Source organism: uncultured Pedobacter sp. (genome assembly GCF_913776295.1).
Lineage (GTDB): Bacteria > Bacteroidota > Bacteroidia > Sphingobacteriales > Sphingobacteriaceae > Pedobacter.
On the sequence record NZ_CAJYOJ010000071.1, the window covers coordinates 70,323 to 83,504 of the forward strand.

11 protein-coding genes are annotated in these 13,182 nt (G+C 43.7%); 2 read left to right on the plus strand and 9 right to left on the minus strand.

What is annotated here, in order from left to right:
- Positions 1-6: 6 nt before the first annotated feature.
- From QZ738_RS16030 to QZ738_RS16050, 5 genes are all read right to left on the minus strand, one after another.
- Positions 7-1,449, minus strand: coding sequence for an NAD(P)/FAD-dependent oxidoreductase (locus QZ738_RS16030; protein WP_293788745.1), 1,443 nt, complete (start codon positions 1,447-1,449; stop codon positions 7-9).
- A 4-nt stretch (positions 1,450-1,453) separates the two neighbouring features.
- Positions 1,454-2,707 carry a sulfite dehydrogenase gene (soxC, locus tag QZ738_RS16035; protein ID WP_293788746.1) on the minus strand — a complete coding sequence of 418 codons (1,254 nt, stop codon included), beginning with the start codon at positions 2,705-2,707 and terminating at the stop codon, positions 1,454-1,456.
- Entirely contained in the window at positions 2,707-3,306 is a 600-nt protein-coding gene (locus QZ738_RS16040; RefSeq protein WP_293788747.1) for a c-type cytochrome, read from the minus strand. The genes soxC and QZ738_RS16040 overlap by 1 nt, the downstream gene beginning before the upstream one ends.
- Positions 3,307-3,698: 392 nt before the next feature.
- Positions 3,699-4,976, minus strand: a complete 1,278-nt coding sequence (locus QZ738_RS16045; protein ID WP_293788748.1) for an MFS transporter — start codon at positions 4,974-4,976, stop codon at positions 3,699-3,701.
- A 5-nt stretch (positions 4,977-4,981) separates the two neighbouring features.
- Positions 4,982-7,042, minus strand: a complete 2,061-nt coding sequence (locus tag QZ738_RS16050) for a glycoside hydrolase family 3 C-terminal domain-containing protein (RefSeq protein WP_293788749.1) — start codon at positions 7,040-7,042, stop codon at positions 4,982-4,984.
- A gap of 281 nt (positions 7,043-7,323) precedes the next feature.
- Here QZ738_RS16050 and QZ738_RS16055 point away from each other — a divergent pair, with 281 nt between their 5' ends.
- Positions 7,324-7,521 carry a hypothetical protein gene (locus QZ738_RS16055; RefSeq protein WP_293788750.1) on the plus strand — a complete coding sequence of 66 codons (198 nt, stop codon included), beginning with the start codon at positions 7,324-7,326 and terminating at the stop codon, positions 7,519-7,521.
- Positions 7,522-7,852: 331 nt separating this feature from the next.
- On the opposite strand, the gene QZ738_RS16060 is transcribed toward QZ738_RS16055, so the two are convergent.
- The 4 genes from QZ738_RS16060 to QZ738_RS16075 form a co-directional block, all read right to left on the minus strand.
- Complete coding sequence (locus QZ738_RS16060; protein ID WP_293788751.1) at positions 7,853-8,452, minus strand: helix-turn-helix domain-containing protein; 600 nt, start codon at positions 8,450-8,452, stop codon at positions 7,853-7,855.
- A 209-nt stretch (positions 8,453-8,661) separates the two neighbouring features.
- The gene (locus QZ738_RS16065; RefSeq protein ID WP_293788752.1) at positions 8,662-9,525 is read right to left on the minus strand and encodes a sorbosone dehydrogenase family protein; all 864 of its coding nucleotides are present in this window, start codon (positions 9,523-9,525) and stop codon (positions 8,662-8,664) included.
- Between the two features lies 1 nt (position 9,526).
- A complete protein-coding gene (locus QZ738_RS16070) occupies positions 9,527-9,946 on the minus strand; it encodes a hypothetical protein (protein ID WP_293788753.1) in 420 nt (139 codons plus the stop codon).
- 24 nt (positions 9,947-9,970) lie between these two features.
- A complete protein-coding gene (locus QZ738_RS16075; RefSeq protein WP_293788754.1) occupies positions 9,971-11,632 on the minus strand; it encodes a beta-xylosidase in 1,662 nt (553 codons plus the stop codon).
- 435 nt (positions 11,633-12,067) lie between these two features.
- On the opposite strand from QZ738_RS16075, the gene QZ738_RS16080 reads away from it, so the two are divergent.
- The gene (locus tag QZ738_RS16080; RefSeq protein WP_293788755.1) at positions 12,068-13,060 is read left to right on the plus strand and encodes an aldo/keto reductase; all 993 of its coding nucleotides are present in this window, start codon (positions 12,068-12,070) and stop codon (positions 13,058-13,060) included.
- Positions 13,061-13,182: the final 122 nt, after the last annotated feature.

Genomic DNA, 13,182 nt, shown 5'->3' on the forward strand with positions numbered 1-13,182 from the left:
TTGTGGTTATCTGAGTTTTATATTGAAAATATCTTTTAATACGCGCTTTGCAGCATTGTAGCCGCACATTCCGTGTACGCCACCTCCCGGCGGGGTAGATGACGAGCAGATGTACAATCCTTTGGCCGATGTTTTATAAGGCGACCACCTTAAAGCCGGACGGGTAAATAATTGTCTGAGGTCTAGTATCCCCCCGTTAATATCACCACCAATATAGTTGCGGTTATGCGCTTCCATCTGTTCGGTATTCATGGTATGTTTGGCGATGATCCGACCTCTAAATCCAGGGGCAAAACGCTCCACCTGATTTTCGATCTGGGTGGTCATATCCTGGTTTGATCCGTTTGGAACATGGCAATAAGCCCATGCTGTTTGTTTACCTTCCGGTGCCCGCGAAGGATCAAACAAACTCTGCTGCGCCAAAAGCACAAAGGGTTTTTCTGCTTGCCGGCCTTTACTGGTCGTCAGTTCGCCTGCGGCTATTTCTTCGAAGGTATTACCCAGGTGGATAGTGCCCGCGTTACGGCATTCTTCAGCGGTAAATGGAATCGGTCCGTCCAAAGCCCAATCTACCTTAAATACACCCATACCATAGCGGTAACGTTCGAGCTGCCATTTATAAATATTGGAGAATTTATGCCCTGCAATCTGTAATAACTGCTTCGGTGTCACATCAAAAAGTACGGCGTGGGCTGAAGGTAACTGATTTAAAGATGTAACAAAAGTTCCGGTTTCAATTTTTCCACCCAGCGTTTGAAAATAGCCGGCCAAAGCCTGTGCAATAAATTTTGATCCGCCCTTAGGTATCGGCCAACCCTTAAGGTGACCTGCAGCCATCAATACCAGGCCAATGGCCGTGGTACTTAAATTGCTTAAAGGCTGTATCGCATGGGCGGCCATTCCGCCAAAAAGTCCTCGGGCTTGCTTTTCTTTAAACCGTTTAACAAAACCTGTTGCACTGCTTAATGCTTTTAACCCAAAACCTGCCATTGCGATGGGGTGTTTAGGAAAACGTAGCGGTCCCAGTGCATCCTCATCAATCAATGGCCATGCCACCGCGATGTTCTCCATTAAAGAAGTATAAGTTTTGGCATCGCCACCTAAGGATTCAGCCGTTTTTTGGATGGAATGATCCAGTATAGCAGCAGTACCATCATCAAAAGGATGTGCAGCAGCTAAAACAGGTTGCAAATATTCCAGCCCATGCTGATCCAGTGGCAAGGTTTTAAAAAAGGGAGAAGCCAGTGCCATCGGGTGGATCGCTGAACACACATCATGCGTAAAGCCGGGTAAAGTAAGTTCGGCAGAGCTCAATCCACCTCCAATTACCGCTTTTCCTTCTATGATTAAAACGGAAAGTCCCTGTTGCTGCAAAAGGATTGCCGCTGCCAGACCATTTGGCCCCGACCCTACTACAATTGCATCGTAATCCCGTTTTTCTAGTTTCATCTGGTTATTTTATGGTTTCCGGTTTAAACAAAACAGTTCCGTCATTTTTAATCTGCCAGGCTGTGATGGGATTCATGTGGTATCCACCCAGGTTTACGCCACGGGCCTCTACCAGTTGTGCCAAAGTTGGCTGCAAATAGCCTGTTTCGTCGGTCACACGGCTTAATATTTCTGTAGCCTCTCCTTTCCAATCCCACAAATACCTGAAATAAGTGTGTGCTTTACTGAGCACAGGTTCCTGTAAGCCGGCCTGTTTCCAGGTTTTTCCGGCATCAGTGCTCACTTCCACTTTTTCTACCTTTCCCCTGCCGCTCCAGGCAATTCCATGTATTTCTATCCAGCCTTTATTTACCTTTTGGGGATAAGACGGATAGGTGATGATGGAACGCGCATCCAACTCAAAGCTAAACATTCTGATTTTATCTTTTACCGGGTAAGTATATTTTGACGTTTCTTCCCTGGTCATATAGGGTTCTTCCGAAAGTTCTATACGCCTGAGCCATTTAATATTCATATTGCCTTCAAAACCGGGCAAAAGTAACCTGATGGGATAACCCTGTTCAGGCCGTATGGCTTCACCATTCTGGGCGTAAACAATCATGGCGTCATCCCAGGCTTTTGCGATGGGGATGGTACGCGTCATGATGGCGGCATCCGAACCTTCGGCCAGAAACCATTTGGCCTGATCGCTGATGCCTACCTCTTTAAATAGGGTAGAAAGCATTACACCCGTCCACTCGCTCTGGCTGGTGAGGCCAAGAATATCCTGCGGGGTCATTTCTGCTTTTCCTGTTCGAAAATTACCTGCACATTCGATAAAACAGGTACGGGTAACGGATGGGAACCTCTTAATATCGGCAACCGAAAATTTCATCGGATTTTCTACCAATCCATGAATCAGCAGTTCATGTTTTGCCGGATCAATAGTTGGAATACCCGCATGATGGCGCTCGAAATGAAGATCAGCCGGCGTCAGGGTACTGTGCATATCCTGCAAAGGTGTGCGCGAAGAAATATCAGAAGGTTTACGTACGGGGTTCTCAAATGAAGAGCGTTTACCCAGCGGACTAGGCCCGGGGCCAACAATTTTGGTTGGATCATCCGTAATTTCAGGAAGAACAGGCATTTCAGCATGCACTTCATCAGCCAATAACGATTGTACAGGTAAAACCGCAGCTGCAATTACCCCTCCCAATAATGTACGCCTGCTAATTTTACCAGTGGCTCTTTTCTGATCTTTATTATTGCGCTTTTCCATTATTTTATTTCAGGACCTCCTTTACGATCGTCCATAATAAATAGTTTTTTCGCCGGCATCACCACTTTGTACAGGTTTTTAGCATTGAGTACCACATCTGCTTTGATAATTTTGTTGGCATTCAGCAGGTAAGCAGTGATGCTGTACACTTCATCATTGTTTAACGAACCGGGAAGATTGTAGGGCATAGCACGGCGCACATAATCAAATAAAGTAGTGGCATAAGGCCAGTAGTTGCCAATGGTTTTGGGTTTGCTGGTGGCAGATGTATCGCCCACCAACGCATTTCCGGGCAGTTTGATACCAGGTTTTTCAGTACCATCCACGCCGTGGCATATCGCACATTTTTGACCATATAATATCTTTCCCTTTTTCACATCCCCCTGGCCTGCTGGTAATCCTTTCCCATCCGGGCGGACATCGATATCCCAGGCAGCAATTTCCAGCGCAGTAGCCTTGCGGCCAAAACCAAATTTAGCCGGCCGTTTTAAGCTATCAGCCAGTGGTAATTGAACCTGCATCGGTATAAACGCCGTTTTTAGCGACATTAGTAATAGTACCAGGGGACAGGCCAATAGGAGTACCGTTTTTTTGTTCATTACCTTAATATTTACCTGCGTTCAAAGTGCTTTTTGGTAATACATATTGTCGTTCATAACGATCAAGTACCACATAAATAGAATCTTTGCGTTCATTGATACCCGAAAGGATAACCCTCGAACCGTCGGTAGTATCGTATTTTAATTAACTATTTTTAATATCAAGTAGGTTCCGAGTGATATTGCTTCAGGTTCTCGTTTAAGATCTCAAATACTTTTTCGAGCGACAACAGCTCCTGGTCAATATTCTCTCCAGCGGTTGCTATAAAAAATTCGCCTTCAAGGTCCCGATTGGCCGAGGGGCTAAAAGCTTTAAAAGTTTTTGTACCATTACCACTGCTGTCAAATCCGATAAAATTTGCTCCGGTAATTTTTATTTACTTATTTTTATACTAAACGACATGTTGATGCGCAATTAATTTTTCGTTTCTGCTGATCGGCCCCATGAAAAACACGATAATGGCCAGGCCGACGATCGCTATTGCGCCATACAAAAAGAACAGATAATTGTACGCAGTTCCTGTACCACTCATATGACTGGTTGATGACAGTATTACGCCCGAAAGGGATTGAAAAAGAGCACCGCCCAAACCTGTGCCTACGCAGCCGATTCCCCAAACGGATGCTGCCGAACTTTTTGGCACCACATCGGCCGGACAGGCTAAGGAGTTGGCGGTATAGGAAGTATAGCCGAAACCAGCCAAACCGAATACCAGTAAGGCAGATAAGGGTGTTGAGATGACAAAAGGTGCAACTAATAGCGGAATGCCCATGATAGCTGCAGATAGGCACAAAGCTAGTTTTCTGGCTTTAGGCACGGGCATCCCTTTTTTGATGATAAACTGTGTGAAATATCCACCTGCCAGATTGCCAACATCAGCGATTATAAAGGGGATGGTTGCATACCAGCCGATCTGCTTTAAACTCCAATGATGCACATCCACAAGATAACGGCCCAGCCAGAAAGTAACAAAGTACCAGATCGGGTCCAGAAAGAACTTAGACAGGATGAATGTAATGACAAACCTTGTTTTAAGCAATTGAACAACGGATATCGGCTTTGATATCACCTCAGTACCTTCCTGTTTTGGTGTATAATAAAATAACCAGAAAACCACTAGCCATACATATCCGGCTGCTGCCAGGAATATAAAGGTAGTTTGCCAGCTGTAATGAATACTCAGATAGGCCACTAATGGCGGAACAATAATTGCACCCAGTGCAGAGCCACTGTTAAAGATACCAGAAGCCGTTGACCGTTCATGTTTAGGGAACCACTCGCTGGTTAGCTTCAAAGCTGCAGGCCAATTGCCTGCTTCCCCGATTCCAAGAAAGAAACGGGTAATTCCAAACTGAACAGGTGTAATAACGAATGCATGCGCTAATCCGGCAGTGGTCCAGAAGGCCATACATACTGCATATCCTTTTTTTGTTCCCAAACGGTCAATCACGAAGCCAGAAAACGCATTGGAAATCATATAAGCCACAAAAAATGCGGTTCCAATATAACCAAAGGCACTGTCAGGGATCAATTTTCTCAACGGCCCTTCCGCACTTAGGTAATTGAAAGACAACCTGTGTACATAGTTTAACACAGTAGCTAAAAAAGCCATGGATATCATTATCCAACGTAGTTTAGACGGATTTGCGCCAGATGAAAGTGGTTCCATTGCTATTAAATCCCGCTTACTTTAAACTGTGATTTCAGACGGATATCTTCTGATGAACTGCCAATAAGTACATCAATCATTTCTGTTTCTACCCTGAAGTCGTGAATTTTTTCATCGTAAAATGCCAGCTTGCTACCAGGGACAGTAAATGTTACCTTTTTCGTTTCACCAGGTTTAAGCGATACCCTGGCAAGGCTACGCAATTCTTTGGCCGGCCGCTTTACACTTGGGGATACATCATGAATGTATAATTGGACCACTTCGTCGCCGGCGGTTTTACCACTTTTTTTTATATCAACTGTCGCTGTCAGGCTTTCATTGGCTTTTATCGAATTGGCTGAAAGCTTGAGATTACTGTATTTAAAGGTGGTGTAACTCAAACCGTGGCCAAAGGGAAACAGCGGCTTGCCATTAAGATACATGTAGGTAAATCCTTTAGTTACATCATATTCATCCTGCGGCGGAACCTGATCTTCACTGGCATAAACGGTCAGTGGCATCTTGCCACCTGGATTGATATTACCAAACAAAACATCGGCTATAGCATTCGCACCCTGCTCACCCGGCCACCACGCTTCGAGGATAGCAGGCGCATTTTCTTTCACATAAGGAATCGTCAAAGGTCCTGCGTTCATTAATACGACGATGGTTTTAGGCTGAACAGCCAATACTGCTTTAACGAGTTCTTCCTGATTACCGGGCAGACCAAGCGAAGAACGGTCCCGAGCTTCAGCTTCTATTGTCAAGTCAGTACCAACGTATAAAATGGCCACATCAGCTTTTTGGGCGAGGGCAACTGCTTTTTTAATTTCTTCCTCACGATTGAAAGCTGGCTTGTTTGCATTTGGCTTTCCGGCAGATATTTCAGCTCCGGCAGCATATAGCACCTCGGTGCCGGCTGCCATTTTATTTTTAATACCGTCTATGGGAAGGATTGGGTTGGTTGGCTTGCCACTGTAACCACCTGCTGTAAAAACATTTGCATGCGGACCTATAACTGCAATGGTTTTTAGTTTTGTTTTGTCAAGCGGCAGCATGTGGTTTTTATTGGTCAGCAGCACCATAGACTCCTGCGCGGCTTTCAGGGCTAGTTTGATATGATTTTCACTGCCAATTACGCTCATCGGAATTTTGCTGTAAGGGACACGTTCCTGCGGATCAAATTCGCCCAGCAGAAAACTGTCGCGCATCACCCTCGCTACTGACTCATTGAGCTTATCTTCGGTTAAATAACCTTTTTGAATTGCTGCGGGTATATACTGCATAAATTCTTTATCTGAAAAGCCGCAGCCTGCGTTGATCGATTTAGCTACCGCTTCTTCAAACGAAATCTGCCCCTTTTCGTGCCCTTGTACCATGATGTTGACACCCCCCAGATCAGATACTACAAAAGCATTGTGAGAAGCCATAATTGACTGCGCCTGTCCTTCTACAATACAATCACGAAAGTGGGGCAGCCAAAATTCATATAACATCCGTTCACTAACTGTTGCTGATAAACTCATGCGGTTTTGTTCGATGTTGTTTACAGCATAGTGCTTAAGTGCGGAAACCAGTTTAAGGTAGTTTTTATCATTTCCCTGCAGGCCTTTCACATGTGCCACGCCAATCCTGCCAGTTAAGAATGGATCTTCACCAAAACACTCATTGATTCGGCCCCAGTAGGGATTGCGGCTCACGTTCACCACAGGAGATCTGTAAATCAGTCCTTTTTTGTCTCCCTGGAAATCCGGGTCGTTATGCCAGCCATTGTAGATAGCGCGTGCCAAATCGGATATGGCAGTCGCTTCCTGATGTACCAATACAGTATCCCAGGTTGCCGCCATGGCAATAGACACGGGGAACATGGTTGTCGGTTTATTCCAGGTTACACCATGAAGACTTTGGTTCCATCTGTCTGATCGGATACCAAACCGGCTAATGGTGGGCGCAACATGATTAAGAAACTGGGCTTTCTCCTCGATTGTCATTTTTGACATCAGGTCTTCAACTCTAAGGTCTATCGCCTTGGTATAATCGAGGTATAATGGTTTGTCCTGCGCAATCACGCGGGAGTTGTAAAGCATTGCAGCGAAGCAAACAGCCCTATTAGCTTTTTATGGAAAAGTGGTTTTAAACAAGTTCTCATAATTATATAGGTTTAATTGGCATCGCAATGAAATTAAACTAAAGAATTGACTTTAATTAATATTTCCTCCGATTGAATCAGATTAATACTGTTTTTCAATGGCCTTCCCAACTGTGCCCAGTGCACAGTCATGACATCCCCATTCTGTAATTTAATGCCGTTTCCAAAGCTGAAAGCGTCCGCACCCATAAAGTGTACATGTGACTGGTAAGGAACCCGATGGGCATCATATTTGAAATGGTGGTATTCAAGGTTGGCCAGGTGGTGTGTCATGATGGTAAAATACAGCACAGTTTACTCACCGGTTTGCCGGGCGATGAAAAAGCAAAACCGGTAATTAGTTTAATAACTAAACAGGATGTGGCCAAATTGGAATTACCCACTTATTCTTTTACTATATTAAGGTATAAACAATGAGGAGCAATGGAATAGTAATAGCCTTCGCAACTTAGGATTCAGCTACTTTCAAATACTTATGTCAGTCGGATTTAATTCAGGATGGCGCTTTAATTGTCGGTTAAATAACTGGTAATTTAAAAAAGAAACGATGCCTGCCATACATTTTAACTGCAATGGCCCTGATCCCTGATTATTATTGCGCAATCTGCAGGTTTAGTAACTTACAGCATCAAGTTTAGTCGCCTACGTTTTCACGCAACAAATATGAACTGATTTTTTTACCCTTTTCTGGTAGATCAGTTCAATTTGATTATTGTTTTAACCTTGTACTGCGGAAATACAGTTCCGTTTAAACGAAAATATCGAGATAAGTTACGACATCCGAAATAGGCAGGATGCCATGTTTCTGTATAGTGTTAAAATAAATACTATCGCCGGTATTCAGGATATATTCAACTTCACCGATCTGCATCTTCATTTGTCCGTCAATAACAAATATAAATTCCTCTCCCTCATGTGATAATAAGTGTGGCCTCACTTCTCCCTTTTTGGCCACAAAAAGAAACGGCTGCATTTTCTTTTCATGATATTCCGAAGCATATGGATAAATAGAGTAACCTTTTTCAGTTGGCATTAACTTTTGTTCTGCCTGGCTCCTTGAGGCTACAATTGCTTTGGCCCAACCGTCATTCTCCATCAAATTGGAAATAGTAGTTCCCAGATTTTGTGCAATCTTAACCAACGTCGCCACAGAAGGCATGGTTTTGTTGGTTTCAATCTTTGAAATCATGCTTTTGGACAATCCGCAAATATCTCCGAACTCTTGTAAGGTTCTTTTTTGGCTCACCCGTAAAATTCTGATCCGGTCGCCGATGCTGGATATCGTGTTCACAACCGGTTTTGTTTCCATATCTTCTAAAAGGCTACTTGGGGACTGTGTAGGTAGCATGATTTTTTAAACTGTCAACATTAACATGAATCAAAAATAAAAAATATCTGCCATAAATAAAACCGGTATACCATCCCGTTTGCTACTCATTCAACCTAAATATGGCCTTGCGACCTCAAAAAGGATGATTGTGTTATTCAATGCAGTTGAATTAAATTATAAAATGTTGAATAAAGTTGAATTGTAGTGACATAGTGAAACTCTGGTTATCAGTTGGAACTTACCCGCCAGATGGTTTTTGCGGCATCATCGCTAACCAGCAGTGAGCCATCAGGCAGTACGGCGACTGCAACAGGTCTGCCATATACCTCATGCGTTGAAGGGTCCGCAATAAATCCGGTGAGAAAATCTTCAGGTTTTCCTGAAGGTTTACCATTTTTGAATGGAACAAAGACAACCTTGTACCCTGAAAGTACAGACCGGTTCCAGGATCCATGTTGTCCAACGAACATGCCATTGAAATATTTTTTGGGAAATAACTTTGCCCTGTAAAATGTAAGGCCTAAAGATGCGGTGTGTGCACCTAATACGATATCAGGTATAATTGACTTTTTGACCAAATCTAAACGCTCACCGGTATGACGTGGATCTTCATTTGTACCAAAATAAGCGTATGGCCATCCATAAAAACCACCCTCGATTATTCCTGTCGCATAATCTGGCACCAGGTCGTCACCTAGCTCATCCCTTTCGTTAACAGCTGTCCATAATATTTTACTTCCGGGTGCCCAGTCCATGCCATTGGGATTGCGTAATCCACTGGCATATATCCTTTCACCAGTTCCATCCGGGTTAAATTCCAGTATATTGGCCCGGCGCTTTTCAGTTTCGATCCCCCTTTCAGCCACATTACTTTCAGACCCAACGGTAACATATATTTTTTTTCCATTCGGGCTCGCTATAATATTTCGTGTCCAGTGATTATTGTAGCCGCCTGCCGGCAAATCGATAATCTTTTTATAGCTACCGGTATTCGTTGTATCGCCCGGGTTATATGGGAAACGAATGACCTCATCAGTATTGGCAACGTAAAAAAAGCCATTCAATACCAGCATTCCAAAGGGCTGGTTCAAATTAGCCAGGTAAGTATATCTGCTTTCGTACTCCCCATCCTTTATCTTTATCCCGGAAGAGTGTAATTAGGTTAGCACTTCCAAAATTCTGCGCCTTCGAGGCGAAAAATTCATCCTTTTCTTCACTTCGTTTGTTTTTGGGAATCCTGGTACCGGATTCAGCTACGAATACATCGCCATTGGGAGCTACGTAAAGCCACCTGGGATTTGCCAATTCACTGGCAAATTTAGTTACGTTGAAACCCGCGGGCGCAATTGGCTTTTGCTCATCTTTCCACCCGATAACCCGGGCAAAAACTTTACTGGAAGGTGTTGCATAGGGCTTTGGGAGATCTATATGATCCTTGAAGGACTGTGCGATCATACTTTTTGCCGATAACAAACCAACAGCTGTGAACAAAATAAATTTCAAAGATTTCATAAACTTTTTGTTCTTTTTAACCGGTTACCAGGTAACCACAGTCAAAGCAACTGCCTGCCGTTCTAAAGTTAACGGAATCCGAAGGCTTCCATTTTTTACGCGAAGTGTCCTGGTACTTTTGCCGGCTAACTGCCCGGCTTTTTCAAGTGTTTTAATCTGCCCCACTGTCGGATTTTGAGGCGACCCCATTTTTTTCCATACTTCGTAAGAGTTGCTGTGTTCTTGATCAATCAGGAAAATGCGTAAATTCACTTTTGTAGCAGGTATATTGTCGATATTGATGGTTAAAGGCCCTCCATTGTCCTGCTTGTCGGCATCATGATAGTTCCAAACCATTACTGCTGCCGTTCGCTTGTCTTTGGACGCAAGCGCCCCTATGTCCGTATTTGTTTTGCGGATACCGGAATCCAGAACAGCGTCCAGACTGTAGCGCCGGTTGCTTTCTGCCTTGACCTGGTTGCCTGGCATCATGCCAAACATCCTGAACACATTCAAAACCGGCTTGTCGACTCCATTGGTCGCCAAATCCCGGAATCCATAAAACCAGGGTTGGTTCTCAAATTCGAAGGCCCAGGTTACCGCACCAATCAGGTTAATGCCATAGCGTCGTGCTAATTCATATTTTCGTGCAAAAGAAGCGGCAGTATAACTTGAATACATGGTGCCATTGCGGTAGGCATTCTGAGGATCGGTAGCCATGCCACAGGCGGCACAACCTTCCGGATCACTTTCACCCAAAATAACCGGTTTGCCCTTTAATTCAGGATAACGGGCGATAACCTCGAAATTGTCTCTGATATTACGAAGTTGACTACGTATGCCCATAATCACACGTCCATCACTCAACTGCGGTGATCCTTTAGCATGAAAGAGAATAGCATCCAGGGGGGAGCCGGTTTTACCAGTAACATAATTTTTTTCATACAAGCAATGTTTTATAAAAGCGTCCAGCCACCTCATAGCACCACCAGTCGTGTTTAAGCCCCCTATTCGTGCGGTTGGTAACGCTCTTTTGACTGCGTCGGCAGAGAAATCATAAAGTTTGAAAAACTCTTCCCGGGTGCCTTTCCAATAAGCTCCATCCGGCTCATTCCAAACTTCCCAATACCAGCTTTCTACTTCTTTTCGGCCATAGCGCTCTACGCAATGGCTTACCCATTGGTACACCAGTTCAGCCCACTTATTATAGTCTTTCGGCGGGTAAGCCCAGCCTGTTATAATATCACTGTATTTATCACCCGGCTTCCAGTGGTGCCGATAAGGCTTAGGATGCGTAGAAAGCGCCTCTGGCATGAATCCAATCTGTGCAAGGGGTTTCATTCCCCGTTTGATATAGGTGTCGAATATACTGTCTACGATGGTCCAGTTGTAAATGGGCTTGCCTTGTGCATCTTCTGAATACATATTGGTGCTACCCCATTTAAGTGCAGGTTCCCCATCTCCGGTTACCATCAGACTATGTGTGCGGACGTATACCGGCACCGGACTCAATGCCGAAATTTCAGATAAGAGTTTTTTACCGTCTTTCATATAGGTATAATTCGGCTCATCATAGCCAAACCATGCCCAAATCGGCGTTAATTTTCCGACCTCACTGTTGAGGTCTACTTTAATTTCTGGCGCCTGCGCATAAAGCCGGATGATAGCAAAAATGAGAAAAGGTAAAATGGTGATGGTTTTTTTCATTGATATTTCCTGATTGATTCCCGAAATTTGAATTATATTCAACAAAGTTGAATACAAATGTTATAAAAAAAAATTACTTTCCGGTAATTAAATTGGAATTTTTCATTTAATGAAAATATCGTAAAATGACAGATCTGCAAATATTGGAATGCTGCCATCAGATCGCAAATGTTTCCGAACGTTTAAAGTAAAAGTTATACTTACATAATGGTGCGCTTTTAGAGCGGATGAGCTTAAAAATTGAAAATGGCTAGACAATGTCTTCTATTCCTGCCATCATGAAAATCATGATGACTATGGCATAAGGTCGGTGCGCGATGAAACTATGTACATAAATTTTCTGTTATAAATCTCTTATGTTTATCTTGATTCAACGATGTTGAATCAAGATAATTTTTCATATTTTTGCTTCAATGGCGGATTAGACAGCCGACAATGAAAGATATGCAATACAGAAAATTTCAAAGTGATTACATTGCCGAGGTAGGCTTAGGCACCTGGCAGTTAGGCAGCGCTGATTGGGGAATAATTGATGAAGCGAAAGCATTTGAAATATTAGACACCTATGTTAGCCTGGGCGGTAATTTTGTTGACACGGCAGATGTATATGGGTCGGGAACCAGCGAACGGCTGATCGGTAAATTTCTAAAACAGACGGAGCATCAACTGCATATTGCAACAAAGCTCGGACGCCGGCATGATGAGCCTAACGGGTGGCCTCAAAATTTTACTTATGATGCCATCCGCCGCCATGTTGAGGACTCGCTACTTCACCTGGGACTTGATCAATTATTTCTGGAACAACTGCATTGTATCCCAACTGAAGAATTACGTAGAGGTGAGGTATTTGATCACCTGCGCCGCTTGCAGGAAGAGGGGCTAATTAAATATTTTGGTGTGAGTGTGGAAACTATAGAGGAAGCTCACATTTGCCTTGCACACACCGACATTGCCTCACTGCAAATTATATTTAATCTGTTACGTCAACACCTGGCAGAATCCTTTTTTAATCAAGCCAATGAACAGGGCACTGCCCTTATTGCCCGCGTTCCTTTGGCTAGTGGATTACTGAGCGGCAAATTTACCAATGAAACCAAATTTGCCGATAAAGACCACCGGTTCTTCAACGCCAACGGCGACGCATTCAATGTGGGCGAAACATTCAGCGGCATTGCTTTCGAAGAAGGGATAGCGCTGGTGGACGAAATAAAGGCCATTGTGGGTGTCGAGAAACTGGCCCAGCAAAGTATCCGATGGATATTACAGCACGAGGCTATCACGACAGTGATCCCTGGTGCATCAAGCCCCAACCAAGTTCGCAGCAATATAGAAGCTGCCGAAATACCCCCTTTGTCACTCGATACACTTACACGGCTAAGGGATTTATATGATTCAAAGATAAAGTCTCGTATCAGGGGCAAAGTTTAATCAAGCCCCAACAAACAACAGGCCGGCAATCTTAACTTCTATACTATTCTAATCATTAAAGTTTGGCAATTTCCGTTGTAAAACTGACGAAAATATTACTAAAAAAGATTTTGGAGTAAGAA